Consider the following 25,869-nt stretch of genomic DNA (forward strand, 5'->3'; position numbering starts at 1 on the left):
ATTTAATTTGGTAATAGCGCTTTCCTTAGTGCCGCACACGGACCAGCTTTAGGTTGGAAACCGTGCCCCCCTCTATAAAAAAGTGTTGTTTCACGAGTTGTCAGTGCCTGCGTGTAAAACTTTCAACCAATCATGGGAATGACCTCCATATTTTGAATATCTTTAGGGCGGAGTAGCTATCTCTCTGTTTTTTCAAAATTGTATTTTTTGATAAATTTTCCGCTGTATTTTGGGGCTTTCTATGTGAGAGGTGGGCATCTGTGAAATAGAAGAGCTGCTAACAGCGATGCGCGGAGTGTTCGAAAGAGCCTGTCAAGTATACGTGGAGTTGTGCGACTTTATCACTGCCGAGTCGCTGTCTATTGCTGTTGTGACAGCGAGCTGGTTTGAGCTGTACTCGCCAGGAACTGAGTCGGTCAGCGAGCAAGCCATAGAGAAGCTTGTCGAGCAGCGTCAGAACGCTGCGCGCCGCAAGGCATCTCGGCTGTTTTCAGAGGTAGAGCTGGCAATATTGGGCGATTGACAGGCGCTGGAAATCAAAGCGCTAACCTTGCCCATGAAGGATATACTGAAAGCCTAGGGCATATTGCTGTGGGCACGGATAACCAGATTTCCCTTTAAATAATGTTTACATCAACCGCCCAGTTAGGAATATTGATGGACAGAATATTGATGGATGTCCATGAATGTTTTCTTTTCCAAATAAAGAAGTCCAATTGGTACTTTTCAACATCGACTCCTACGTTAACGCCCACTTTTTCTTTGTGAGTTGTCACAAGCACTGTTACTTGCTAAATTCGAGCTCGAAGCCCATTCGACTGTTCGAGATAAAATCGGGTCGGGGTAGCGTCCCAGCTTGTTAACGGTATCGAGTACCTGGCATGCACCGGACTGCCACCCCGGTAACTAGTTGCCGCTAGCTACGGGCTTCAACCTAACATCGATGAGAGTAGTTTGATATAGATATTGGACCATACAAGAAAAGGCAGGGCGACGCCAAAAAGCGGCGCGCCTGTTTTTGGCGTTATCTCTACACATGAAGAAGTATCTTTATATGTTAATGCCACTATCAGTTGCTGTAGTAATTTGGCTTGTAGTTGATTCGGATAAACGTACATTGAGGACGGTATTAGCTGTCAATAGTCTACCTAGTGAGACTCGAATCTTGGACCACGCAACTTTTTCTTGGACAGACTATCGAGAAGAGTTCCTTATTTCATTTTCAGGGAACTACGAAGACTTATTAGTTGGCAGAGAATTTATGATATGCGACCCTCCAGAAAGTAGTAAAAAGGCCGCAGCAGGGCTTAAAGCTCACGAAGAAATGAAACTTAAATACTGTTATGGCGCGGGAAATTGGCAGTCAGCGCTGGGCGCTGTAACAGTCTTGTTAAATGAAGAAAGATCAAAGGCAGTTGTGGTTTTTGATCAGGACTAGGCGCTAATAAAGTTGTCAAATTGACAGTTTTTCCGTCGCCCCTTTTTGTGCTAGATGGAACAAATAGGCTCCTCCAAAACTGCAATTTACAACGGCGTTAAAAGTACAGGAAAACATCAAGTGGAATTTGTCGAAATTGAGCTAACCCAAGGCAATATCAACAACAATCACCTTTACCTGTCTTCGGTGATCGAGTTTTTTCCACCAGATTCTATCGGAGGCAGCAACGACAGCAGCCTCGCTCCGAGGCTCCTCGAAGTCCATAGCGGCATAACGTCTCCAGTTCGTACTGATATCGCTGGCGATAAGAAAATTTTTCGCCGTCGGGCTTGGGTTGGTGAATTTTTCAAGGTTCATAATTTGGCGTCTGGCGACCGGGTGGTAATCGAGAAAACGGGCGCCGACCGCTATCACGTGTACCCAAAACGAACCTAATCTTGTTGTAGTTCGTTTCGGCCGGCGCCTCCACCGGACGCCCCTGTCGAGGCGTCGCTAAACAAAAGCGTTAACTTTTATTGAGAATCATGGAAGCAAAAAGTATCTACATAGCTACAATCCACATGAAATCAAAAATCGATTGGGATAAGTCATCTGGTAACGAGTGGTCGTTTGTGGGCGAAGGTAGCGACTTCAAAGAGCTAGAGGTACAAGGGTTCATAGAGTCATACTTCACAGAAGATGAACTTTATCTTGTAATTGATCGGCATAATTCTTTTGCTATACCAAAGAGTAAAGCTGGAGCTGAAGTAAAGGCCAAGTTGTCCAACCAAGATATTACACTCTGCAATAATGCATTTAGCAAAATGGTTGAGTTTAGTTACATAGGGGTGGCTAAGCATGGTGCCATCAAAAGTTAACAAGGCCAGGAACGCGACGCCTGCCGCATTCCTCTTTGGTGTCATCGGATTACAAGTTGTCATTGGCTTACAAGCATTTAACCCAATGTCCGCTAAAACATGGTCACGTCCAAACTGGAGACTTAACCCTTTTAATTTCAAACAGCCGCTCCAGTTCTTTCACTTTGGCGGTTGGTTTATGCTCGTAGGGTCTATTTCATATTTGCCTGAAATCATTGAGGGCAATCAAGAATGTCTATTTTTGGCTGCAATGCCAGCCTCGTTTGGGCTTGGTATACTAATAGGCGTAAGATTGTCAGTCTTAATATTTCGCAAGAAATTCAGCCATGCTTAACAAAGCCAAGCACGATCGCCAGCAAAGCTGGCTGGGCCTCCATTTCGCGGCGCCGCCGCTACATTGCGCCCGTGTTGGCGGCGTTAGTACTCAATTATGAAAGAACACATACCTTACGAAGAGAAATCTGGAGAGCAACCAGACTTCATTGTCGAATACGAAATTGATCTGGCTGAGGAAATAAAAAACGCGAAGCCTGGCCAAGGTATGAGAGTTGATTTTCTCTATGACGGTGACGACCCACAGGTTGAGGGTACACACATGATCTGGCCTGAAATCCTTGATGCAAATGGCCACGTTATCAGAGACGCAACTCCGGGAAATATTCCGAAAAGAGGCTACGCCAATATGTGGGTTCTCAGTGAAGAGCGCCGTGAGTACCATCACAAACGACTTAAAGTCGGCACCAGAGGTACCTGGTGGCGCGGGGGGCGCATTGCTTATGTCACTGTTGTTCAGATCAATCCGTTCCCGTGCTAACGAGGTGTTCAATCGGACAATTTAAACCACTGCGGCCTCCGTTTTGCTGCTTAACTTGGCGTTAATAGCTAAGAGCCCGGAAGGCCTCAGGCACTAAAGAAGGGAGTTGCTTTCAAGTGTTTACCACCGTTCAAGTCGTCTCCCCGCAAAACACTGTAAAATCCGCAAGTGTCGTGTTCTGGTTCCTTTCGCCATGGATTAGGTTAAGTGCAAGCTATATTGCAGTGGGTATTCGGGAATTGGTGTCAGGGATCAACTGCCGGGTAACCGACCATTAACAAGGCTAGGCATTTCGTTCCGGCTCTGTGGGCCTCCACCGGACAGCTCACTTTGTGCACTTTATACGCAGGACGCTTCGCTCCCATTTTCGCGCATAAAGCGCCCAAAGCAAGCTGCCGCTGCTCGCGGCGTTATGTGTAAACAGGTAGCAACATGAGTAATTTATTTGAAGTAAGAGATAAAGAAGGAAATATAAGGCGGTATATTTCAATACTTTCTCATGATTTTGTCTTTGATAAGGGTTTAATATCAGAAGCAATTTTAGGCGAAGTGGTTGGAAGCGCAGATGATGGGAGAATTACAGAATTCAGACCTAATCCAGTGTTCCTAAATTTATTGCATCGAAAAATTGAAGAGAATGGAATAAATGCCAAGCCACTAATTGATGAGGCGTTAAGGCAGCATGACGGTGTGGTAGTAGTAATAGATGGTAGAGTAAAAAATAAAGATGATGGCGTTCCTCCAGAGGATATTATTGGTCTATTCTCTGTTGTTGATGGTCAATTAGCCGAATACAAGCCGAATCCAAATTACTTACTTTATACAAATAAAGGCTTTATGATCTTAGAGAAAAGTTTGCACTCTTGCTTAGAGCGTGTAGTGTTTGAAAAGTATGAAAACACATAACAATTCGCTCAAACACCGTTCCGACCTTCGGCCTCCACTGGGCTCCCAAAGCCCCGCTCGTTTGTGCATTTGCTTCGCAAATTATTGCACAAATCAGATCCACTTTGTGCGCCGTTTAGCTATGCGTTAAGGCATCATGAATATTCGAGAACAGATTGAAAATACGTTTGACGGAAAGGCTTTCAAAAGGCCTCTCTTTTATAATTATGAAGGTGGTCTTAGATTTGAGCTTTCTGAAGGTGGTAACTACTTAAATAAATTTCTTACAGCACACCGTAAAGCAATGGAGGTTTGTAGTCAGATTTTTAGTGGGTGTGAAGATATAACAATTTGCGCAAGGGTCTATGGCGGAAAAAGATTGTTGTCCATCCTGTCAACTCTAAGACCTTTGCGAGAGGCGGGGCTATATCCAATATCTGGTAAAGAACATTGGAAAGAGTTCGACGAAGAATGGCTTGGAGATGAAGATTATTATGATTCTCTATGGCATTAAATAGCTTTCAACGCACCTTCCGAATATATTATTAATGCCTTATGGTGTGCTCTATCCTCGGACTTTGGATGTATTAATCCAAATCCAATGGCGGATATATATTTGTTCAATCTAAGTAAAGAGGTTATGGTTTTTCCCTACGATGATCGAGGCATGGATATAGTTGGCCCAAACAAACAGTTTCTTAAGGAACTGTATGATCAGTTTGAGCAATATCTACTGGATTACGATAAGCAAGCTATGGATGCAGTATTTGGCAAAAACCCTTAACAAGGCCATCAATTTGACCGTCTTACGCTGCGCTTCCGTCAGCAAATTATGGCGGTGTTAAATGGCATGGAAGAAATAACACTATACCAAGATAAAGTTGAGCTCCCTTTCCTAGTTAAGGGAGAGACACATATAGCAGTCGCTAAATGGAGTGATGTAAAAGCACATTTCTCTTTGTAGGAGCTAAAAGAGGTGTTTGAGGGCTACTTACAGGCAGAGTCAGACGAAGCCGCATATCTTGGCGTATGGAGCAAAAGAACTTGTAGTAAGTTTCGTCGTGTTTTGAAGGATAAAGGGATAACCTTGAGTATTATATCGGGGTTACCAGGTTCTAATTTTAAAATTACAGGGCAAGTCAGGCATGCCACTTAACCAGATTGGGCATACTCGCCTTTCGGGCTGGACATCCGCAAGCTGTGCTTGCTCCGGTCCATGCCGAGAGCGTTATACGTAAAAAGGTAACTTCTTGTTTTATGGGTGTCCATGAACCGCCGCCACCGGAATGGCTCTCACAGGGCTTGCAAGAGTGGCTTCTCTACAAAATCTCTGAGCACAAAGCCCTGATTAAAGGAACAGTAATGCATAGAATCCGATCCCAATATATCCGATGGCACATGAGCGCAGCCAGATGGCAAAGTGTTTCCGGTTGGCTTAAATGGTATCGGACAGGTTTTTATAGTGAAGCTTCACCCCTTGTATCAGAATCTCTGAGTCTTCGACCAGTGGGCTCCACCAGTGCTTAAGGGAAGCTGCTGTCATTTCTGTTAGGCCAAAGCTTACCGTCAGGAGAAAGGATGGTGTGAGCACACAAGTGTAACTGAGTGCTTTCGGGTAGTTCTGGCGGGGTGCCCAGATGTATCTAAGCCAGTTAACACCATTGAACATCATTGATTCATAGTTCTTTGGTGGATTGAAAAGCTGTGTAGCTATTTGTTCATCAATTGATTCCTGATCCCATCCGCGCGGCTCAAGTTCATTCTGTGTTCTTGCTCTGATTTTCCAGTTTCGCCCTCCTTCGGATTCAAGGTGAGCGTAGTAATCGTCCGTCAGGTATTGCTCAAGCATCGCTGTATTGCCTACTTCAAGGCGTAAGCCGTTTTTGATTCTTTCTAGTTGCCAGGATGTGGTGACGATGACGTAAGGGCCCTGGGGAACAGGCAGAAACCGTGTAGGTTCCAGCTTGGGGCGCCCATATTTCCAGTTACTGACACCCAGTCTCAGAATGTCATGCTCAGTACGGTACTCGTATGCCATTTCTGGAGCGGGAATGTTTTTAAGATCCACATTTGTAGGGTATTCTGCCTCGCCACCAAAGGATGCGGCAGGTAGAAAAAATTCCACATCAACGACGCCGCAGTCCACACGCCGGTGGTCACAGTGCTCAAGGTCCGGGCCACCGAGTATTTCCCTGAACGGCGCGGTAAAGGGGCGGGTCAGTCGCTTGAGAAACGAAGAGGGTGTCCGCCTATATCGCACGGGCGGGATTGTTGCTGCGAGTTTTGCCATTACTCAGTCTCTCCGTGCTGGTCGATATTCCCTGGCATAGGCTGCATGTTTACGGTTCCTTCAGATGTGGGCGCTCAGTCACTACCTGCCGATTTTCGACCTTCATCCCGAATTAAAAGTCGGGGAATATCATGGTATCTATCTGCAAGTTATTGATAAATTGCAAATATATATTCTGATTCAATTGCATGAAAGATTCTTCTCAGCATTTTGTCTTAGTAATTGTCTGTGTTTCCATTGCTCTGGAAGTCTTTTCAGTTTTCAGGGTTATAAACTTTGCATAGAGAATCTGCCTGGGAGCCTTCTCTCTTTTCGGTCCTTTTCTTCCCCACTAGAAGAATTCAAGATCCAGATACCGCTTCTTCAACCCGCCGGGTCGCCGTACTCCAGGCGTGAAGGTGAGTGGCTTTGTCCATCCGCTGTCAGATTTCACAGTCAACCTGCAGCGCTTTTTGTGGATGAAGTTGAACTCAATGGCCTGCTCGCCAACAATGTTCAGATCCTCCAGTGTCCCGTTGGCGAGGTAGCCGCCGAATTCCAGCGAGTCCAGAACCTCGGCATTACTTGCAATCAGGTAGATACGCAAGGTTTCTTCATATGGAATATCGTCTGTGATAAACAGCAGGTAGTGGCCGTCGTATAAGTGATACTGGGCTACAATCAGAGCGCCTTTGAGTTGGCCACTAAATGGTTCATTGCCTTTTATCAGTTGGAGGTATGGGGCTTGGCTATTGTCGGAGCTTTTGAGCAAATTGGATGAAAACCGATCGATTTTTTCCATAGGAGAGCTTTGTCTTTGCTGTTTTACTCGTAAACCCTGACCGTAAACGCAGGAACCTCTACAGCCAATACTACCCCTAGTTATAAAGGCTTACTTTGAACTACCCCAGAGAACCCTACGTCAATCGAAAAGAACCAAGTGGTCCTGTTTCACTACAGTGTCAGTGATGATTATAAGCTTATGCCATTTGCTCTTGATTTTTAGGTATGATGCAAACCCGGTTGCGGTTTTTTAACCGCTTGAATATGTGGTTTTGCGAAGGAGTCTTTGGCTATGAGCAGTGTTCCCGCCGCCTTGCAGGATATGGCCGCTCCGGATGGAGTCTGTTTCGGTTGCGGAAGTTCCCACCCTGAGGGACTGCAATTGAAGAGCTATTGGGATGAAGACGGGGTTCACGTGGTCTGCAGGCACACGCCGGATCCGAAATTCCACGGTTGGCCGGGGCTGGTTTATGGTGGTCTGGTGGCCATGCTGGTGGACTGCCATTCCAACTGGACTGCCATGGCTTACCACTATCGTGCAGAAGGCCGTGAGCCAGGCAGCTTGCCGCGCATTGATTGCGTTACCGGGAAGCTTAACCTCACCTTCATCAAACCGACCCCAATGGGTGTGGAGCTGACCCTTAAAGCCAGGGTCGAGGGTGAAGTAGGGCGCAAGAGTCGGGTGATCTGCGAAGTCTGGGCGGGTGATGTGCTGACGGTAACTGCGGATTCGATCTTCGTTCGGGTGGATACTGAACAACTGAAGGCCCAGGCACACGGTCGCGCCTAGGGAAATGTGTGGTGCAGGTCAATGTGTCTGGTTAGTCTGATGCATAACTCTGAGACCGGGGGCCGCACCTCGTCTATTACCTGGTGGAAGAAACTACCTGGGCGGCGTAAACATGCTGGAGCTGAACTGGAGCCGCTGGCTGGGCGATCAGGGAGAAGGGGGGGTTGGGCTATAGTGAGGGCGGCTCCTATGGTTGTGACAGCCTGTTGTAATGCCAAGCAAAACTGGACACCCACAAATTGAGGAAGGCAGAGAAAACTGGCTCGAAGACAGCAGCACAGCTATACGGAAGCTTACGAGGTGGGGAAGCTGTCTGATTTTGGTGGTATCTCGCGCCAAACGTGGTATTTGGCGTAAAGAGAGATCTTTCGCCACAAGCCGGCGATGGACTCTGCAGAAAAAATAAAAGTTCAGGGAGAAGCTGGCGGTGAGAGATACCACTCGCACTCACGAATACCCTGCCCCAGCGTTTGCTGAGCCGCCGAAATACGGCGCTGTATGGAAGTGTGGTCTGAGGTTTTGGGCGTATCAGCCATTTTGGCCCGGATAGGGTTCAGATCCACATACGCCATACAGGCAGCCAAGGCCCGCTCGTCGAGCAAAGCCTGAGACTTAAATCTACCTTCCCAGAAACGACCGGTGCATCCATCCTCTTGATTGGCTTGGCGGGCAATGGACTCATTGAGCATCAGCATAAACCAACAGATATCTATCAGCCGTGTACGCCATTCTGTGGCTACTTCCTCCAGCCGAGCCAGTTCCGCAGCGTTCAAGGTTAAAACGTTGGGAGAGCAGAGAGCCTTTACAGAGTTGATGCCAGCGATCCACCACCTCGCTTAGCGTCCAGGATTCAGCCTCTCCAATATTGATATGCAGTACCACATGATAATGGTTGCTCATTACTGCATAAGCACAGATATCCAGCGCAAATATCTCGGTCAATTCCAATAGGCGATCTTCGATCCACTGTCTCCGATGCTCGAAGCAGCGCCCGGTGCGCTCATCCTTGCCGCACAGGAATGCGCGGCGCACGCAGCGGGAGACGCGATGATAGTAGAGCGTAGCTTCGAGAGAGATCAGGGATTTGCGCGGATTTCCCATTTTTACTGTATATATAAACAGTATTTTATAATCGGTAGGAAATATTGCAATATAATTGGCAGTGAAAGCATTTTGTTTTATGGGAGCATGAATTCAAGCGCACGAAATCTATCATTTGGAGCCGGGAAATCAGGCTCGTTGGAAGGATGGTGGCTTCGGTAAGATTATTGCTCAGAAGTAGGATACTCGAATGGCGCGCGGTGTTGTAGATATTTGGAAGAGAAATTCAAAATGAAATTGACAGAGATAACGACGGCAAGCCTTGTTGGATTTTTTGTTTTGCTTTTTTCTGTAGACTTATTTGCATACGAGGTGAGACAGAAAAGCTTGCAAGAGCTGTTTTATGAATCGGCGAAAATTTCTAAGGTAAGAATTGTTGGTGCGGATCAGATCATTATCAGTATTGACGGTAAAGATTATGATTGCGGATTAGAGTACAGGGCGGAGGTGCTCTCAAACTTTAAAGGTGAGGGTGCAGAGGTGGTGTTTAGATCCGCTTATCCGTTATTGGTCGGAAATAAATATTTACTCTTTTTGAGTTCAGAATATTTGGATGCCCGCGTTGACTATTTATCGATGGGAAAGAGGGATTTGGTTGGTTACGAAGCGTGTACTGAAGGGGGCTCTTTGTATGCCAGTGGCTTCCATGGTAAGATATTTGAATTTGATTCATTATGGGAAACAGTAACAGGGGAAGCTGCTGTTAAGGCTGTTGTAGAAGCCCCATTCTTATCGTCTCTGAAAGCTGAGAAAGTTGAGTTCAGTAGCGGCCAAGTTCCTAAAGAGTACCTAGAGGCGTTGTCTTATTGGCGTATCTCTTGGAAAATTTTTGAGAAAGAGCTGCTTGATTTGTCTTCTAGAAAATAAATCTAGAAGAGCCTCTGCATCTGAATAGATCCAAATTTTTATCCGTAAAAACACCAAAGCCCCGGCAGATTGCCCTGCCGGGGCTTTGTCGTATCTGGCGGCTCGCCCTATCGGTTGGCCGTCTTGCCCATGACTTTAGTTAGGCTGGCCTTCTTCATCAAACTGTCCATCATCACGATCAGCACCTGCTGGTCCTCGTCCGGCAAAAACAAAATTGGACACCCACTAATTGAAAAGTTGATGGGAAGTCTAGTGCCTATTCAGTCTGCTATTGCCAGAGCTTGTTATACGGACAAGTAGACCACAAGGTCCTGTGTGCAATTGCGCCAAACAGTTTTGTTGGGGCGCAGCAGTCCTTCGCAGAAGCCCGCGATGTTATTTTTCAAGGAAAGGCAAAACTTTAGGAGGTGATCGGAGGAGATAGATATCGCTCGCAGTCGTGAATACCCTGTGCCCAGCGTTTGCCGAGCTGCTCACAGGCAGAGCGCACTGAATGGGCGGCACCAACCAGAGACTTGAAGTGGCTTTCGAAGTTTCGGTTCAGGTAGAGCCAGTGCCGAGGGTCGATCTGTAATCGTTCTCGAATTGGTGGTAGTTGTTCGTCGATAGCGCCTCGTTTGTCTTCACGAAGGCAATGGCCGCTCCAGTCCACCAACTCCAGATAGTCCTGCAACTGAAACGGCAGTCCCATTGGCATAGGTTTTCGTGGGTTACCAACGAAGGGGAAGAGTTTTTGTGGCTGTTTGCCATCCTGAGCTTCTGATATACGCCGTTGTATGGAAGTGTGGTCTGGGGTTTCGGGCGTATCAGCCATTTTGGCCCGGATCGGGTTCAGATCCACATAGGCCATACAGGCAGCCGGGGCCCGCTCGTCGAGCAAAGCCTGAGACTTGAATCTACCTTCCCAGAAACGACCAGTGCAGCCATCCTCCTGATTGGCTTGCTGCTCGCCATTATGTAGCTACTTCCTCCAGCTGAGCCAGTTCCGCAGCGTGCAAGGCTTCGTTGCGAGCAAAGCGTTGTGAGAGCGGAGAGCCTTTACAGAGTTGATGCCATCGGTCCACCACCTCGCGCAGTGTCCAGGCTTCAGCCTGTGCTGCATTGATATGCAGTACCACATGATAGTGGTTGCTTATGACTGCATAAGCACAGATATCCAATGCAAATATCTCGGACAATTCCAACGGAATGCGCGGCGCACGCAGCGGGAGGCGCAGTGATAGTAGGGAGTAGCTTCAAGAGAGATCAGGGATTTGCGCGGGAGTCCCATTTTGACTATCCATTCATATGTATGGATGAACAGTATTTTCGATAAGGTAGAGAATGTTGCAATATGGCTGGCGTTGAAAGCTTTTTGTTTTGTGGGTGTCCATGAATCGTGAGCTATTCAAGGACTGCGCGATCTAATTTTTCATCCTTCGAGGTGGATCAAATTATTAAGGCATATAGATAGTTTATGGTCAGGTTTATATTCGTTATTACTCTTTATGCCGCTTGCTTGAATTGCTTTGGCTCTGTGCTCGTTTCGGACTGCCGATTGGATATAGTTGATGAGGAGCTGTTGGAGATAAATTCACTTAACCCTGCATGGGCATCTGAAATTTCCCAGTTGGAGTTTTGTATCGAGTTTGGAAAAGAGCGGGTTGTGGCAGGTCTTTCTAGTCCCAAGAAAGTTGACGATGATTTTTATTTGTTAGAAGTCTTCTCGCCAAGTCTCCTAAGTGAGGAACCAGGTCGGGAGCCTGGAGAGGCGTATTACAGATTATTTGAGTGCCGTAATGGCTGTGAGGGTGGGTATAGGGGCCAGACTTATATTCTTATCAGGTCAGCTTATGCTATATACGAAGCTCAGAGAGAGGAACTCTTCGAGCTTTTGGATTTTATTGATTGTGTATCGAACTCTGAATGTTTGAAAGAGATTTTCAATGAGGCTGGATTTTTTAAAAAAGTCATTAATGGATGGCGCGGGGATATCAAGAAAATACTGGCTGCCAGTGAGTTGAAAGTTGTTGGGGTTGATCTGGTGGCGCCTGGCGAAAAAGAGGTGGAGATTCAGGTTTCATCTGATATGGGAGCATGGAAGCTTGTATTTGAAAAAGACGTTCTTCCTAAGAAGAGACTTTTAGAGCTGAACGTTGTGCAGTACTGAGCCCCGCTTCTGGAAGAACAAAAGTAAGCGGTAAATCTATCTCCTCCACACTCTGCGCTTTGGGTAGTTCTGTAAACACCTGCCTGAGATAGCGGTACGGTTCGTGTCCGTGGAGTTTGGCGGTTTCAATCAAGCTGTAGAGTGTCGCTGAGGCTTTCGCTCCAGCCTGGCTTTTGGGAAACAAAATTGGACACCCATCAATTGAAAAATTGGTGGGAAAGCTGCTGCATATTCAGTCCACTATTGCCAGAGCTTGCTATTCGGGTAAGTAGAGTCGGCGTCCTGAGTGGAATTGCGTCAAACCGGTTTGTTGTAGCGCAGAAGTCCTTCGCAGAAGCCCACGATGGAGTTTTTCAATAGAAAGGCAAATCTTTAGGAAGTGATCGGCGGAGATAGATAGCGCTTACAGTCGCGAATACCCTGCACCCAGCGTTTTCCGAGCCGCTCACAGGCACTGCGCACCGAGTGCGCGGCGCCAACCAAGGACTTGAAGCGGCTTTCGAAGTTTCGGTTCAGGTAGAGCCAGTACCGAGGGTTGATCTGCAACCGTTCTAGAATTGGTGGTAGTTGTTCGTCGATCGCGCCTCGCTTGTCTTCACGAAGGCAACGGCCGCTCCAGTCCACCAGCTCCAGATAGTCCTGTAACTGAAACGGCAGTCCTACAGGCATGGGTTCTCGCGGATTGTCAACAAAGGAAAAGAGTTGCTGTGGCTGTTTGCCATCCCGAGCTGCTGATATACGCCGTTGTATGGAAGTGTGGTCTGAGGTTTCGGGTGTATCGGCCATTTTGTCTCGGATTGGGTTCATATCTACATACGCCATACAGGCAGTCAAGGCCCGTTCGTCGAGCAAAGCCTGGGATTTAAATCTACCTTCCCAGAAACGACCGGTGCATCCATCCTCTTGATTGGCTTGGCGGGCAATGGACTCATTGAGCATCAGCATAAACCAACAGATATCTATCAGCCGTGTACGCCATTCTGCGGCTACTTCCTCCAGCCGGACCCAGTTCCGCAGTGTCCAGGCATCAGCCTGTGCTGCATTGATATGCAGTACCACATGGTAGTGGTCACTCATGACTGCATTGCATAAGCTCAGATATCCAGCGCAAATACCCCCGGCCAGTTCCAACAGTCGATCTTCGATCTACTGCCTTCGGTGTTTGAAGCAGCGCCCGGTGCGCTCATCCCGGCCACACAGGAATGCGCGACGCACGCAGCGGGAGACGCAATGATAGTAGGGCGTAGCGTCAAGAGAGATCAGGGATTTGCGCGGGCGTCCCATTTTCTCCATTTGCGTAACTGTATGGATAAACAGTATTTTCTATGAGGTAGAGAATGTTGCAATATGGCTGGCGTTGAAAGCTTTTTGTTTTGTGGGTGTCCATGAATTTTCTTTTCAGGGATTGGAGGCTGCGAATAACCAACAGTGGGCAGGGTTCCTCAAAGCAACAGGAATGGAGACGGTAGGGCTTACTACCGAGTAAGTTATGGCTAAATGGGCAGCTCATGCTTTAGTTGGTGGTGTGATGTCTGTTCTGCAAGGGGGTAAGTTTGGCCACGGTTTTGTAAGTGCTGGTTTGACTCAGGCGTTATCTGGCGGGATTAGCAAGATTGGCGGCAGTCCTCAATCTTCAGGTTACTTTAGTGCTGGTAATAGAGCTTTAAGAATTTTTGCTGCTGCAATTTTTGGTGGTACAGCATCGAAAATTTCAGGTGGTAAGTTTGCAAATGGGGCGGTTACGGGGGCATTCTCTCGGGCGCTTAACGATGAAGCGCATTCATTTGCACAAAAGAGAGATACCGGCTGGTGGGCTGAGACTAAAGCGTTTGTGAAAGGTGTAATTAGTTATCCCAAAGACGTTTTTAGAACTGCGGTTACTGGTGGTAGTGTGGCTTGCGAAGGTTCCTCAACTGCTTGCGCCCAGAGTGTAGAGAATTCTAGGCGAATAGGTAGGGCTCTTTACGATTACAACAATGACCCTGAAGTTGCTAAACAAGTCGATTTGGCAAACAAACTCGCCACCCAGCAAGTTATGAACGATCCTGTTATTCAATCACAGATTGCTGGTAGAGCCACGGTTGCTACGATAGTAGGGACGGGAGGAGTCGTCGGGATGGGCTTAAATGTGATGGCTATAACTGGCGGTGCATTACGTGCGTCAGAAGCGGGAGGTACTTTTGTTGATGCTTCTAAACTGGTTCAGGGAGCTTTAGGAGTAGACCTAGAATGATTAAGAGAACATGCTCAAGTTGCGGTTCTCCCGCAGCTTTTCCCAAAGCCTTTTTTGCAAGTAAGAGTTTTCCAGTGCAGTGTTGCAACTGCGGTAAGGCGCAATTTAGAAGACATGACGCTTCAAAAACACTTGCTTACTTAGGTGCTTCTATTGGCTTATTTGCTTTGCTTTTTGTTTATATGGCAAAAGGGCTACAGGTTGCGATTGCGTCTAGTATTGGTTATTTGCTTTTGTTATTTGCGGTTTATGTGGCCGAACTGTTTGTTTTTTCCTTGTCTGAATATACAGATGAAGAAAAAAGCAAAGTGATTATGAAGTCCAAAAAAAATATCTGGATTGCTGTAGTGGTTGTTTTTCTTGGTGCTATTTTTTACGTATTTGATGTGTGAAAAAAACAAAATTGGACACCCACTAATTGACATAACAAAATTGGACACCCATCAATTGAAAAATTGGTGGGAAATCTGCTGCATATTCAGTCCACTATTGCCAGAGCTTGCTATACGGACAAGTAGACCCGACGTCCTATGTGGAATTGCACCAAACAGCTTTGTTGTGGCGTAGCAATCCTTCGCATAAGCCCGCGATGTTATTTTTCAAGGAAAGGAAAAACTTTAGGAAGTGATCGGCGGGGATAGGTAGCGCTCGCAGTCGCGGATTCCGTGGGCCCACCGTTTGCCGAGTTGCTCGCAGACAGAGCGCACTGAATGTGCGGCACCAACCAGAGACTTGAAGCGGCTTTCGAAATTGCGGTTCAGGTAGAGCCAGTGTCGTGGGTTGATCTGCAGCCGGTCGAGAATCGGTGTCAGTTGCTCGTCGATCGCGCCTCGCTTGTCTTCACGAAGGCAACGGCCGCTCCAGTCCACCAGCTCCAGATAGTCCTGTAACTGAAACGGCAGTCCCACAGGCATGGGCTCTCGCGGATTACCAACGAAGGGAAAGAGCTGCTGTGGCTGTTTGCCATCCTGAGCTGCCGAAACCCGCCGTTGGACGGAAGTGTGGTCTGAGGTTTCAGGCGTATCAGCCATTTTGGCCCGGATCGGGTTCAGATCCACATAGGCCATACAGGCCGCCAGAGCTCGCTCGTCGAGCAAAGCCTGGGATTTGAATCTACCTTCCCAAAAGCGACCGGTGCAGCCATCCTCCCGATTGGCTTGCCGGGCAATAGATTCATTGAGCATCCGCATAAACCAGCTGATATCCATTAGCCTTGCTCTCCATTCTGTGGCTATCTCCTCCAGCCGGTCGAGTTCCGCAGTGTTCAAAGCATCGTTGCGAGCGAAGCGCTGAGAGAGCGGAGAGCCTTTACAGAGTTGATGCCAGCGGTCCACCACCTCACGCAGCGTCCAGGCTTCAGCCTGCGCAGCATTGATATGCAGTACCACATGGTAGTGGTTGCTCATGACTGCATAAGCACAGATATCCAATGCAAATACCCCGGCCAGCTCCAATAACCGATTTTCGATCCACTGCCTCCGGTGTTCGAAGCAGCGCCCGGTGCGCTCATCCTTGCCGCACAGGAATGCACGGCGCACGCAGCGGGAGACGCAATGATAGTAGGGCGTAGCTTCGAGAGAGATTAGGGATTTGCGCGGGTGTCCCATTTTGTCTATCCATTTATCTGTATGGATGAACAGTATTTTCTATAAGGTAGAGAATGTTGCAATATGGCTGGCGTTGAAAGCTTTTTATTTTGTGGGTGTCCATGAATCGTTGTTGAAAGGCGCATAACATCGTTTATGTTGCAGACCTGATGAGCGACAGGGTTGTTGAGACATTATTTGAAAATAGGGATGAGATAAAAAAGAACATTACTAACGTTGGTGGTCTCTGCAAAGACAAAGATCAGCTAGATCTGAAAAAGATTGCTATAGGTTCTCTATCAGATAAAAATGATTTTACGTATTTGATGTATTTCTCTGATGTTAATAGCAAAAATTCTAATTATAAATGCGTAGCTGCTGTTGACATTGATGGAGGCTCAGAAGTCTCAATTGTAGGGGTAGAAGTGTTAATAGACTAATTTTTGTAGAAGGTGAGAACAAAATTGGAAACAAAATTGGACACCCATCAATTGAAAAATTGGTGGGAAATCTGCTGCATATTCAGTCCACTATTGCCATAGCTTGCTATTCGAGTAAGTAGAGTTGACGCTCCGTGTGGAATTGCGCCAAACAGTTTTGTTAAGGTGCAGCAGTCCTTCGCAGAAGCCCGCGATGTTATTTTTCAAGGAAAGGCAAAATTTTAGGAAGTGATCGGAGGAGATAGATATCGGTTGCGAGCAAAACGTTGGGAGAGCGGAGAGTCTTTAAAGAGTTGATGCCAGCGGTCCACCACCTCGCGCAGTGTCCAGGCTTCAGCCTGCGCAGCATTGATATGCAGTACCACATGGTAGTGGTTGCTCATGACTGCATAAGCACAGATATCCAATGCAAATACTCCGGCCAGCTCCAATAACCGATCTTCGATCCACTGCCTTCGGTGTTCGAAGCAGCGCCCGGTGCGCTCATCCCGACCGCACAGGAAAGCGCGTCGCACGCAGCGGGAGACGCAGCGTGCAAACAAAATTGGACACCCACCAATTGAAAAATTGATGGGAAAGCTGCTGCATATTCAGTCCACTATTGCCAGAGCTTGCTATTCGAGTAAGTAGAGTTGACGCTCCGTGTGGAATTGCGCCAAACGATTTTGTTGGGGTGCAGCAGTCCTTCGCAGAAGTCCGCGATGTTATTTTTCAAGGAAAGGAAAACTTTAGGAAGTGATCGGCGGGGAGAGATAGCGCGCGCAGTCGCGGATTCCGTGGGCCCAACGTTTTCCGAGTTGTTCGTAGGCAGAGCGCACTGAGTGGGCGGTACCAACCAGAGATTTGAAGCGGCTTTCGAAGTTTCGGTTCAAGTAGAGCCAGTGCCGCGGGTCGATCTGCAACCGCTCGAGAATCGGTCGCAGTTGTTCATTGATAGCGCCTCGCTTGTCTTCACGCAGGCAGCGGCCGCTCCAGTCCACCATCTCCAGATAGTCCTGCAACTGAAACGGCAGCCCTACAGGCATGGGTTCTCGCGGATTGCCAACAAAGGGAAAGAGCTGCTGTGGCTGTTTGCCATCCTGAGCTGCTGATATACGCCGTTGTATGGAAGTGTGGTCCGAGGTTTCGGGCCTATCAGTCATTTTGGCCCGGATCGGGTTCAGATCCACATAGGCCATACAGGCCGCCAGGGCCCGTTCGTCGAGCAAGGCCTGAGACTTGAATCGGCCCTCCCAGAAACGACCAGTGCAGCCATCCTCCTGATTGGCTTGCTTGGCAATAGATTCATTGAGCATCCGCATAAACCAACTGATATCCATCAGCCGTTCGCGCCATTCTGCAGCTACTTCCTCCAGCCGGGCCAGTTCCGCAGCGTTCAAGGTTTCGTTGCGAGCAAAACGTTGGGAGAGCGGAGAGCCTTTACAGAGTTGATGCCATCGATCTACCACCTCGCGCAGCGTCCAGCCTTTAGCTTGTGCTGCATTGATATGCAGTACCACATGGTAGTGGTTGCTCATGACTGCAAAGGCACAGATATCCAATGCAAATACCCCGGCCAGCTCCAATAACCGATCTTCGACCCACTGCCTTCGGTGTTCGAAGCAGCGCCCGGTGCGCTCATCCCGGCCGCACAGGAATGCACGGCGCACGCAGCGGGAGACGCAATGATAGTAGGGTGTAGCTTCGAGAGAGATCAGGGATTTGCGCGGATGTCCCATTTTGGTTATCCATTCATATGTATGGATGAACAGTATTTTCTATAAGGTAGAGAATGTTGCAATATGACTGGCGTTGAAAGCTTTTTGTTTTGTGGGTGTCCATGAATCGCAGGGTCAATTAAGGGGCTCCAGTTGCAGTCTGGACAGAGTTTGAAGAATTTTGGCAGGGCGGCTATTAGGATTACGGTTGCTGGGACTGTGTCTCGGGCTACTGGTGGGAAGTTCGCAAATGGGGCGGCTTATGCCGCGTTCATGATTGCGATTAAAGCTGGAGTTAATGCTTATAGAGACTCTGTCACTGATAAATTTATCGAGAACAATGTTAAACATTTCGACAGTATGGACACTGATGCCGAGGAAACCGCGCTCCCAGAAGAAACAAGAAAAGCTTTGTATAGGATAGGAAGGACAAATAGTGGGCATCGCGCCTTTAATACGGCAATTGAAAGTGGTAATTCAGTAAACCTATATAGATATATGGACCAGGGCTTTAATTCCTTCATGACCTGGGATTATGAGGATGGGGCAAACGATATTATTTACACCACGGACGTACAAAAGTGGATCGAAGGGAATATACAACACGCCATTCCTCAAAGACAGTTGGAAAGCTCAACTCTGGGCTCTCTTTTAGGCCATGAATTTGGCCATACATCATTTGGCGGATCATTGGAAGAAATACAAGCCACATCAATTTTTGAAAATGATTATCGACGGACCTATGGGATGCCATTAGTTGATGGCTATGATAAAAGTGCTCCGAGTGGTGTTTGTTTGTATGAGGAGAGGTGTTAAAGGATGGTGAGAATCAAACGATTTGCTGCATTATTTTTTGTGATAGCCTTTTCCCCTTATGCAACGGGAAATGATTCAGGAAATTTTAATTCTTGTTGGGCGGCTGATTCTAAGGAGGCTGAAGAAATTGAAGCCACTAGGAAGGCGTTGCCTAAGTCATTTAGCTATGCTGGTGCGTGGCCTAGAATGCCAGTAGATACTTCTGCATCTCGTCCAGTTGTTGACTGCGTTAAAATTAAATTTGTCCTAAGGAATGGTGAATTTGATTATCAAGTCATAAGCAGTTCAAGAAAAATTCTGGAGTTAAATGCCAAGAGAAAAATTGAATCGCTTAAGGGTAGTAATTTAGATTTTAGTAGTGGGGTGGTAATTATTTATTACTTTAATCCCTTGGTAGAAACTCAGCATGTTCCATTTGAGCGAGCGAGTAAGCTGTTTTTGGGTCAGCGCCGATAAATAGGTTTTCTGTGTCTAATGGGTTGAGGGTGGCGTAACAAAATTGGACACCCACCAATTGCAAACAAAATTGGACACCCACCAATTGAAAAATTGATGGGAAAGTTGCTGCATATTCAGTCCACTATTGCCAGAGCTTGCTATACGGGCGAGTAGCCCCGACGTCCTGTGTGAAATTTCGACAAACAGCTTTGCTGTGGCGCAGCAGTCCTTCGCAGAAGCCCGCGATGTTATTTTTCAAGGAAAGGCAAAACTTTAGGAGGTGATCGGAGGAGATAGATATCGCTCGCAGTCGTGAATACCCTGCGCCCAACGTTTGCCGAGCTGCTGGCAGGCATTGCGCATCGAGTGCGCGGTGCCAACCAGAGACTTGAAGCGGCTTTCGAAGTTGCGGTTCAGGTAGAGCCAGTGCCGAGGGTCGATCTGTAATCGTTCTAGAATTGGTGGTAGTTGTTCGTCGATAGCGCCCCGCTTGTCTTCACGAAGGCAGCGACCGCTCCAGTCCACCAGCTCCAGATAGTCCTGAACGTGAAACGGCAGCCCCATTGGCATAGGTTCTCGTGGGTTACCAGCGAAGGGAAAGAGCTGCTGTGGCTGTTTGCCATCCTGAACTGCTGAAATACGCCGTTGTATGGAGGTATAGCCTGAGGTTTCGGGCGTATCAGCCATTTTGGCCCGGATTGGGTTCAGATCCACATAGGCCATACAGGCTGCCAGAGCTCGCTCGTCGAGCAGGGCCTGAGACTTGAATCGGCCCTCCCAAAATCGACCAGTGCAGCCATCCTCTCGATTGGCTTGCCGGGCAATGGACTCATTGAGCATCCGCATAAACCAGATGATATCCATCAGCCTTGCTCTCCATTCTGCGGCCACATCCCTCAGCCGGGCCAGTTCTGCGCCGTTCAAGGCTTCGTTGCGAGCAAAACGTTGGGATAGGGGAGAACCTTTACAGAGTTGATGCCAGCGGTCCACCACCTCACGTAACATCCAGCCTTTAGCTTGTGCTGCATTGATATGCAATACCACATGGTAGTGGTTGCTCATAACTGCATAAGCGCAGATATCCAGCGCAAATATCTCGGCCAACTCCAACAGCCGATCTTCTATCCACTGCCTTCGGTGTTCGAAGCAGCGCCCGGTGCGCTCATCCCGGCCACATAGGAATGTGCGGCGCACGCAGCGGGAGACGCAGTGATAGTAGGGAATAGCTTCAAGAGAGATCAGGGATTTGCGCGGGAGTCCCATTTTGGCTATCCATTCATATGTATGGATGAACAGTATTTTCTATAAGGTAGAGAATGTTGCAATATGACTGGCGTTGAAAGCTTTTTATTTTGTGGGTGTCCATGAATCGCACATGAATCGCATCTTCTACTTTAACGCTCCGAAATGGCTATACCGGCTCCGGTTGCAGTAGGTTTGTATGTTAGAGAGCTGGTGAGATGAAGCAAGATATGGACCTTTTTATGCGTGGATTGGTTGAAGTCGCATCTGGATTTCTTTGGCTGGCCATTGTCGGATTGATGATTTATTTGTTTGTTCTCTGGTTAGGCATGTTTAACCAGATTGATCGAACTAAGGGAGGGATTGGCGCTAAGCTGTTTCCAGTCTATCTGTTTTACCCTTCTTGCTTGACAGAAAAGGGCCAATTAATAAGAAGGCGCTTCTTCCGAATATTGCTGATTGTGGTTGTTCTTATAGGAATTCTTTCTGGAATTATTGTCTCGGGAGCTGAAGGTTTAGATCAAAGCATGTTTGAGTGACAGTTCCTGTGCTCAAGCAACGACAGAGTCCCGGCAGATCACTCTGCTGGGGCTATTGGCTCGGGCGTGCAAAAATTGGACCCACGAAATCTAAACAACCAAAAACTGAAACTGGACACCCACTAATTGAAAAGTTGCCCACTAATTGAAAAGTTGGTGGGAAATCTGCTGCATATTCAGTCCACTATTGCCAGAGCTTGCTATACGGACAAGTAGATCCGACGTCCTGCGTGGAATTGCGCCAAACAGTTTTATTGGGGTGCAGCAGCCCTTCGCAGAAGCCCGCAGTGGTGCTTTTCAGGCAAAGGCAAAACTTTAGGAAGTGATCGGGGGGAGAGATAGCGCTCGCAGTCGCGGATTCCGTGGGCCCAACGTTTTCCGAGCTGTTCGCAGGCAGGGCGCACCGATTGCGCGGCACCAACTAGAGACTTGAAGCGGCTTTCGAAATTGCGGCTCAGGTAGAGCCAGTGCTGTGGGTCGATCTGTAAACGTTCGAGAATCGGCGGCAGTTGTTCGTCGATTGTGCCTGCGCCCGCTATTCAGACCAGAGTCTAGTTACCGGTGAAGCGCGGAGGTTTGGATACGCAGTAACCGGGCAGTGCCCGGTTCGGTGTCGGCAAGGGCTATGCTAGTCCTAGGGTACGATACCGGTAAAACTGCCCCAGGCTGCCGGCTTGTGACCCACCTCTCGCTATTGCGGTCCTTCCCCCTTGCGAGCCTTGAACTTTCACCGGGCGCCACTATCTAACCGCCATCAATCGTATGAAGCTTGTTTAAACGGGCGTCCCCTTGTCTGTTTGCTGCGAACAATGATTTTTGCGACTGATGGGCGTTGCTTGACCGGCGCTGGCTACAATCCCCTGTCCCGGGCCCGCCGGCCCGGTTTTCCGCGCACCCCTGGGGCGGGTGCCGTCTCCCTTTCTCAACGCTGCTCCCACCGGCGTCGCCACGCTTTGGCAGCGCGCCCGCCGCCCTGAGTTCGTTGTTGCCATTCACAAATTACCTCAGAAGAAACGCAAAAAATAAGGAGGAAAAGGTGCTGGAAGTCAGCCATCTGAGCCGTTGCTATGGCGCCTTCAAGGCCGTAGACAACGTCAGCTTCGCCATCGACAAAGGCGAGATCGTGGGCCTGCTGGGACATAACGGCGCCGGCAAGACCACCATTATGAAAATGCTGTCGGGTTACCTGGAGCCGGATGCCGGAAAAGTGTGCATCGACGGTCTGGACCTGGCGCAGCACGCGAAACAAATTCAACGCAGCCTGGGCTATCTGCCGGAAAACCTGCCGGTATACGGCGAGATGACGGTGGCGGATTACCTGGACTACGCCGCTGAACTCAAGGGCTTGTCCGGTCCGCAGAAGCGCGAGGAGATACGCCGCGCGGTGCGCGCCACGGATCTCGGCGTGAAACTGACTGCACCCATTAATACGCTCTCGCGCGGTTTCAAACAGCGGGTGGGCGTGGCACAGGCGATTCTCGGCCGCCCCAAGCTGCTGATTCTGGACGAGCCCACCAACGGCCTGGACCCGACCCAGACCCAGCAGATGCGCGCCCTGATCCGGGAGATTGCCCGGGAGGCCACGGTGATCCTCTCCACCCATATCCTGCAGGAGGTGGACGCACTGTGTGACCGGGTGCTGATTATCCACGGCGGACGCCTCGCGGTGGACGAGAAGCTGAGCCAGCTGCGCGCCGGCAACGCCCTGTGGCTCGAGACCTCATCCTCAGCCAGCGGCGACAAATTGCGCTCTGTCGACGGAGTGGCTTCCGTGGAGCAACTGCAGGAGGAGGGCGGCTACCGCCTGGCGTTGGCGGAGGGCGCGGATCCGCGCGCGGTCAGTGCAGCGCTGGCCAAGGTTGTTGTCGAGGCGGGGGAACAACTGTACCGGTTACAGCCAGAGCAGCGGGATCTGGAAAGCCTGTTCCGCCAAGTGAGCGAAACTGGTGCTATGGCAAAGGAGGAATTGAAAGATGCAGCCTGAGGCAACTGTGCAATCCGGCAACCGCAAGTCCGGCGGCGCTCTGATTCGGCGCGTTGCAGGGAAGGAAATCACCCTGTTTTTCGCCTCTCCGGTAGCCTATTTATTCCTCGCCTGCTTTGCGGCGGTGAGCCTGTTTGTGTTCTTCTGGGGCGAGTCTTTTTTCGCTCGCAATATCTCTGATGTGCGGCCTCTGTTTGAGTGGATGCCGCTGTTGCTGATTTTCCTGTGCAGCACTTTGACCATGCGCCTGTGGAGCGAGGAGCGCCGCAGCGGCACCTTGGAGCATGTGCTGACCATGCCGGTTCCCCTGTGGCACTTTGTCGCCGGCAAGTTTCTCGCCTGCCTGGCGCTGCTGGGCATCGCTCTGGCGATTACGCTCCCGCTGCCGGTGACGGTGGCGATTATCGGCGACTTGGATTGGGGGCCGGTGGTGGCCGGTTATCTGGCCACCTTCCTCCTCGGTGCCGCTTACCTCAGTATCGGGCTGTTCGTATCGGCTCAGGCCAGCAATCAGATAGTGAGCCTGATCGTCGCCTGTGCCCTCTGTGGTGTCTTTTATCTGCTGGGCGCGCCCGTGCTCACGGATCTGTTCGGCAGTGGCGCTGCCGACTGGCTGCGGGCACTGGGCACTGGCTCGCGCTTCGACGCGATCACCCGAGGTGTTATCGATCTGCGTGACCTTTATTACTATCTCAGCCTGGTGGCGGTTTTCCTGGCTCTGAATACGCTGGTACTGGAACGGGAGCGCTGGGCTGCCGGCGGCGATGCCGCCAACCGCAACCGCTGGCGTGCAATCACCGCACTGCTGGTGGCCAATGCCCTGGGGGCGAATTTGTGGCTTGGGCAGATTCATGGCCTGCGTCTGGATGTGACCGAAGGCCGCCTCTATTCCATTTCCCCCGCCACCCGCAGTTACTTGGCGCAGCTGGAAGAACCGCTCTTAATCCGCGGCTATTTCAGTGCCAAGACGCACCCGCTGCTCGCACCGCTGGTACCGCAGTTGCGCGATCTGTTGCGGGAGTATCAGGTGGCCGGTGACGGCCGGGTGCGGGTTGAGTTTGTGGACCCGGTCAAAGAGCCCGAGCTGGAACAGGAAGCCAATCAGAAGTACGGCATTGAACCTGTGCCTTTTCAGGTGGCAGACCGCTACCAGGCATCCATTGTCAGCTCCTATTTCGACGTACTGGTTCAGTACGGCGATGAACACGAAGTGCTCGGCTTCCGCGATTTAATCGAAATCAAAGCCGGCAGCGAGACCGACGTGGATGTCCGGCTGCGCAATCCGGAGCACGACCTGACCCGGGCCATCAAGAAAGTGCTGCAGAGTTATCAGGCTGGCGGCAATCTATTCGACACCGTCAAAGGCGAGTTGCAGTTCACCGCTTATGTCTCGGCGGATGAACGGCTCCCGCAGCAGCTGCAGGACTTCAAGCAGGCAGTGAATGAGGTGGTTGGTGATCTGCAACAGCAGGCAGGCGGGCGCCTGTCGGTGGCGTTCATAGAACCTGAGGAAAACGGCGGGGAGGTGGCACAGCGCATTGCCGCCGACTACGGTTTTCAGCCCATGGCCGCAGGTCTATTCGGTGAACCTTTTTACTTCTATTTGACCCTGGCCAAGGGCGACCAGGTGGTGCAGATTCCCCTGGATGACCTGAAAAAAGACAGCCTGGAACGCAACCTGGAGGCCGGTATCAAACGTTTTGCCAGCGGTTTCACCAAAACGGTGGCGCTGGTGGCCCCGGAGCCGGACTTCAGTCACGGATTCAGCGGCGGCCAGCGTTTCAGCCAGTTGGAAACGCTGCTCGGTGCTGAACTGAATATCGAGCGTGAGGACCTGAGTGACGGCCGGGTGTCCGGTGAAGCGGATATTCTGTTGCTGTTGTCGCCGCGCAACCTGGATCAGAAACAACTCTACGCGGTGGATCAGTTCCTGATGCAGGGCGGCACGGTGATCGCAGCCACTTCGCCCTACAGTGCAGAACTCAGCAACCGCAACCTGACACTGGCGACAGTGAACAGCGGTCTCGAAGACTGGCTGAAGCACATGGGTCTCGAGGTCGAGCACAAGCTGGTATTGGACCCGCAAAACAGCGCCTTCCCGGTGCCGGTGACGCGCAATATCGGCGGCTTCCAGTTGCAGGAGCTGCGCATGCTCGACTACCCATATTTTATCGACGCGCGTGGCGACGGCCTGAACAGCGACAACCCCATCACCGCCAATCTGCCACAGGTGACTATGAGTTGGGCTTCGCCGATCCGCGTCGACGGGGAGAAATCCGCGGGTCGGAAAATCACCGAGTTGCTGAAAAGCTCCGATGGCGCTTGGCTTTCCACTTCCACCAATGTCATGCCACGGCTGGTGAATGGCGCCGTCAGTCCCTTTACCCCCGAAGGTGAAACCGGCACTCAGCTGCTCGGCGTGATTAGTGCCGGTCGATTTGATTCCTATTTCGCAGGCAAGCAGCCGCCTATGTTGGCGGAGAAACTGGCGGAAAAAGAAGAGGCGCAGGAAGGCGACAGCGAGGGAGAAAGTGTTGCGGAACTGGAGTCACTGCCGACTCAGATCAACCGCTCGCCTGAGTCCGCGCGCATTATTCTCTTTTCCTCCAACGACTTCCTGCGCGACCAAGTGGTGCGTATGACCAGTTCCGCCGTGGGCAGTGAATATTTGAATTCACTACAAATGATCGCCAACAGCGTCGACTGGGCGCTCGAAGATGCGGGGCTGTTGTCGATTCGCTCGCGCGGTCACTTCAACCGCACATTGCCGCCAATGGAACATGGCACGCAAATGTTTTGGGAATATCTGAACTATATCTGTGCCCTGTTGGCTTTGGGGCTGGTGGCACTGATTCAGCAGCTGCGTAAGCGCGCGCGGCAAAACAAATACCGCGAACTGCTCGGGGCAGAGTAGTTCCCGTAGCGAAACGAGGAATGGAAC

At 49.8% G+C, this 25,869-nt stretch carries 29 protein-coding genes and 2 pseudogenes; 19 read left to right on the top strand and 12 right to left on the bottom strand.

Going from position 1 to position 25,869, the window contains the following annotated elements; all coding sequences use genetic code 11:
• The first annotated feature begins 286 nt into the window (after positions 1-286).
• From BM155_RS00400 to BM155_RS17885, 8 genes and pseudogenes are all read left to right on the top strand, one after another.
• A complete protein-coding gene (locus BM155_RS00400; RefSeq protein ID WP_067152001.1) occupies positions 287-523 on the top strand; it encodes a hypothetical protein in 237 nt (78 codons plus the stop codon).
• A gap of 513 nt (positions 524-1,036) precedes the next feature.
• Positions 1,037-1,438 (top strand): hypothetical protein, encoded by a 402-nt coding sequence (locus tag BM155_RS16875; protein ID WP_139223099.1) that lies wholly within the window; start codon positions 1,037-1,039, stop codon positions 1,436-1,438.
• Between the two features lie 120 nt (positions 1,439-1,558).
• The gene (locus BM155_RS00405; protein ID WP_074900445.1) at positions 1,559-1,873 is read left to right on the top strand and encodes a hypothetical protein; all 315 of its coding nucleotides are present in this window, start codon (positions 1,559-1,561) and stop codon (positions 1,871-1,873) included.
• Positions 1,874-1,962: 89 nt separating this feature from the next.
• On the top strand, positions 1,963-2,295 hold the full coding sequence (locus BM155_RS00410; protein WP_074900447.1) for a hypothetical protein: 333 nt from the start codon (positions 1,963-1,965) through the stop codon (positions 2,293-2,295).
• The gene (locus BM155_RS16880; RefSeq protein WP_139223100.1) at positions 2,276-2,629 is read left to right on the top strand and encodes a hypothetical protein; all 354 of its coding nucleotides are present in this window, start codon (positions 2,276-2,278) and stop codon (positions 2,627-2,629) included. The genes BM155_RS00410 and BM155_RS16880 overlap by 20 nt, the downstream gene beginning before the upstream one ends.
• 96 nt (positions 2,630-2,725) lie before the next feature.
• Positions 2,726-3,109: a hypothetical protein gene (locus tag BM155_RS00415; protein WP_074900450.1), complete on the top strand. Its 384-nt coding sequence runs from the start codon at positions 2,726-2,728 to the stop codon at positions 3,107-3,109.
• A 432-nt stretch (positions 3,110-3,541) separates the two neighbouring features.
• Positions 3,542-4,015, top strand: coding sequence for a hypothetical protein (locus BM155_RS16885; RefSeq protein ID WP_139223101.1), 474 nt, complete (start codon positions 3,542-3,544; stop codon positions 4,013-4,015).
• A 136-nt stretch (positions 4,016-4,151) separates the two neighbouring features.
• Positions 4,152-4,778: pseudogene (locus BM155_RS17885) on the top strand (DUF3885 domain-containing protein).
• A gap of 651 nt (positions 4,779-5,429) precedes the next feature.
• Here BM155_RS17885 and BM155_RS00425 read toward each other — a convergent pair.
• Entirely contained in the window at positions 5,430-6,284 is an 855-nt protein-coding gene (locus tag BM155_RS00425; RefSeq protein WP_083421034.1) for a hypothetical protein, read from the bottom strand.
• A 331-nt stretch (positions 6,285-6,615) separates the two neighbouring features.
• Positions 6,616-7,065 (bottom strand): hypothetical protein, encoded by a 450-nt coding sequence (locus BM155_RS00430; protein ID WP_067152012.1) that lies wholly within the window; start codon positions 7,063-7,065, stop codon positions 6,616-6,618.
• Between the two features lie 273 nt (positions 7,066-7,338).
• Here BM155_RS00430 and BM155_RS00435 point away from each other — a divergent pair, with 273 nt between their 5' ends.
• The gene (locus BM155_RS00435) at positions 7,339-7,836 is read left to right on the top strand and encodes a PaaI family thioesterase (protein ID WP_074900452.1); all 498 of its coding nucleotides are present in this window, start codon (positions 7,339-7,341) and stop codon (positions 7,834-7,836) included.
• Between the two features lie 410 nt (positions 7,837-8,246).
• On the opposite strand, the gene BM155_RS17750 is transcribed toward BM155_RS00435, so the two are convergent.
• Together BM155_RS17750 and BM155_RS16900 are read right to left on the bottom strand one after the other, a co-directional pair.
• On the bottom strand, positions 8,247-8,531 hold the full coding sequence (locus BM155_RS17750; RefSeq protein WP_175487726.1) for a hypothetical protein: 285 nt from the start codon (positions 8,529-8,531) through the stop codon (positions 8,247-8,249).
• Positions 8,515-8,937, bottom strand: a complete 423-nt coding sequence (locus BM155_RS16900) for a transposase (protein ID WP_139223103.1) — start codon at positions 8,935-8,937, stop codon at positions 8,515-8,517. Before BM155_RS16900 ends, BM155_RS17750 begins: the two co-directional genes overlap by 17 nt.
• A gap of 231 nt (positions 8,938-9,168) precedes the next feature.
• On the opposite strand from BM155_RS16900, the gene BM155_RS00445 reads away from it, so the two are divergent.
• The gene (locus tag BM155_RS00445) at positions 9,169-9,804 is read left to right on the top strand and encodes a hypothetical protein (RefSeq protein WP_067152017.1); all 636 of its coding nucleotides are present in this window, start codon (positions 9,169-9,171) and stop codon (positions 9,802-9,804) included.
• Positions 9,805-10,204: 400 nt separating this feature from the next.
• Here the strand turns inward: BM155_RS00445 and BM155_RS17480 are convergent, their stop codons facing one another.
• A complete protein-coding gene (locus BM155_RS17480; RefSeq protein ID WP_254773067.1) occupies positions 10,205-10,654 on the bottom strand; it encodes a hypothetical protein in 450 nt (149 codons plus the stop codon).
• Between the two features lie 103 nt (positions 10,655-10,757).
• Positions 10,758-10,982, bottom strand: a complete 225-nt coding sequence (locus BM155_RS17485) for a hypothetical protein (protein ID WP_254773068.1) — start codon at positions 10,980-10,982, stop codon at positions 10,758-10,760.
• A 359-nt stretch (positions 10,983-11,341) separates the two neighbouring features.
• Between BM155_RS17485 and BM155_RS00455 the strand changes: the two genes are divergently transcribed.
• Positions 11,342-11,953, top strand: coding sequence for a hypothetical protein (locus BM155_RS00455; protein ID WP_139223104.1), 612 nt, complete (start codon positions 11,342-11,344; stop codon positions 11,951-11,953).
• Here BM155_RS00455 and BM155_RS16730 read toward each other — a convergent pair.
• Together BM155_RS16730 and BM155_RS00465 are read right to left on the bottom strand one after the other, a co-directional pair.
• Positions 11,913-12,116 (bottom strand): annotated as a pseudogene (locus BM155_RS16730) (transposase domain-containing protein); the annotation flags it as partial. The gene BM155_RS00455 and the pseudogene BM155_RS16730 sit on opposite strands and share 41 nt — an antisense overlap.
• 209 nt (positions 12,117-12,325) lie before the next feature.
• Positions 12,326-13,030: a hypothetical protein gene (locus BM155_RS00465; RefSeq protein ID WP_367888676.1), complete on the bottom strand. Its 705-nt coding sequence runs from the start codon at positions 13,028-13,030 to the stop codon at positions 12,326-12,328.
• 412 nt (positions 13,031-13,442) lie between these two features.
• Here BM155_RS00465 and BM155_RS00470 point away from each other — a divergent pair, with 412 nt between their 5' ends.
• Both BM155_RS00470 and BM155_RS16905 read left to right on the top strand, forming a co-directional pair.
• Positions 13,443-14,186, top strand: coding sequence for a hypothetical protein (locus BM155_RS00470; protein ID WP_074900458.1), 744 nt, complete (start codon positions 13,443-13,445; stop codon positions 14,184-14,186).
• On the top strand, positions 14,183-14,578 hold the full coding sequence (locus BM155_RS16905; protein WP_139223105.1) for a hypothetical protein: 396 nt from the start codon (positions 14,183-14,185) through the stop codon (positions 14,576-14,578). The genes BM155_RS00470 and BM155_RS16905 overlap by 4 nt, the downstream gene beginning before the upstream one ends.
• Before the next feature lie 225 nt (positions 14,579-14,803).
• On the opposite strand, the gene BM155_RS00480 is transcribed toward BM155_RS16905, so the two are convergent.
• Positions 14,804-15,793: a transposase gene (locus tag BM155_RS00480; protein ID WP_074900462.1), complete on the bottom strand. Its 990-nt coding sequence runs from the start codon at positions 15,791-15,793 to the stop codon at positions 14,804-14,806.
• Positions 15,794-15,942: 149 nt separating this feature from the next.
• Between BM155_RS00480 and BM155_RS00485 the strand changes: the two genes are divergently transcribed.
• Positions 15,943-16,212, top strand: coding sequence for a hypothetical protein (locus BM155_RS00485; protein WP_074900465.1), 270 nt, complete (start codon positions 15,943-15,945; stop codon positions 16,210-16,212).
• Positions 16,213-16,433: 221 nt separating this feature from the next.
• Here BM155_RS00485 and BM155_RS16910 read toward each other — a convergent pair whose 3' ends face one another.
• Positions 16,434-16,754: a hypothetical protein gene (locus BM155_RS16910; RefSeq protein WP_217641393.1), complete on the bottom strand. Its 321-nt coding sequence runs from the start codon at positions 16,752-16,754 to the stop codon at positions 16,434-16,436.
• Positions 16,755-16,940: 186 nt separating this feature from the next.
• Positions 16,941-17,930: a transposase gene (locus BM155_RS00495; RefSeq protein ID WP_074900472.1), complete on the bottom strand. Its 990-nt coding sequence runs from the start codon at positions 17,928-17,930 to the stop codon at positions 16,941-16,943.
• A gap of 132 nt (positions 17,931-18,062) precedes the next feature.
• Here BM155_RS00495 and BM155_RS00500 point away from each other — a divergent pair, with 132 nt between their 5' ends.
• The gene (locus tag BM155_RS00500; RefSeq protein ID WP_074900475.1) at positions 18,063-18,725 is read left to right on the top strand and encodes a hypothetical protein; all 663 of its coding nucleotides are present in this window, start codon (positions 18,063-18,065) and stop codon (positions 18,723-18,725) included.
• A 3-nt stretch (positions 18,726-18,728) separates the two neighbouring features.
• Positions 18,729-19,181, top strand: a complete 453-nt coding sequence (locus BM155_RS16915; RefSeq protein ID WP_139223106.1) for a hypothetical protein — start codon at positions 18,729-18,731, stop codon at positions 19,179-19,181.
• 255 nt (positions 19,182-19,436) lie between these two features.
• Here the strand turns inward: BM155_RS16915 and BM155_RS00505 are convergent, their stop codons facing one another.
• Positions 19,437-20,426, bottom strand: a complete 990-nt coding sequence (locus BM155_RS00505; protein WP_074900478.1) for a transposase — start codon at positions 20,424-20,426, stop codon at positions 19,437-19,439.
• 197 nt (positions 20,427-20,623) lie between these two features.
• On the opposite strand from BM155_RS00505, the gene BM155_RS00510 reads away from it, so the two are divergent.
• From BM155_RS00510 to BM155_RS00520, 3 genes are all read left to right on the top strand, one after another.
• On the top strand, positions 20,624-20,944 hold the full coding sequence (locus tag BM155_RS00510) for a hypothetical protein (RefSeq protein ID WP_067152038.1): 321 nt from the start codon (positions 20,624-20,626) through the stop codon (positions 20,942-20,944).
• 1,036 nt (positions 20,945-21,980) lie between these two features.
• Positions 21,981-22,928, top strand: coding sequence for an ABC transporter ATP-binding protein (locus BM155_RS00515; RefSeq protein ID WP_074900481.1), 948 nt, complete (start codon positions 21,981-21,983; stop codon positions 22,926-22,928).
• Positions 22,918-25,842, top strand: a complete 2,925-nt coding sequence (locus BM155_RS00520) for a Gldg family protein (protein WP_074900484.1) — start codon at positions 22,918-22,920, stop codon at positions 25,840-25,842. The genes BM155_RS00515 and BM155_RS00520 overlap by 11 nt, the downstream gene beginning before the upstream one ends.
• Positions 25,843-25,869 lie beyond the last annotated feature (27 nt).

The sequence above is a fragment of the Microbulbifer thermotolerans genome, assembly GCF_900112305.1.
In the GTDB taxonomy this organism is placed as follows: Bacteria; Pseudomonadota; Gammaproteobacteria; order Pseudomonadales; family Cellvibrionaceae; genus Microbulbifer; species Microbulbifer thermotolerans.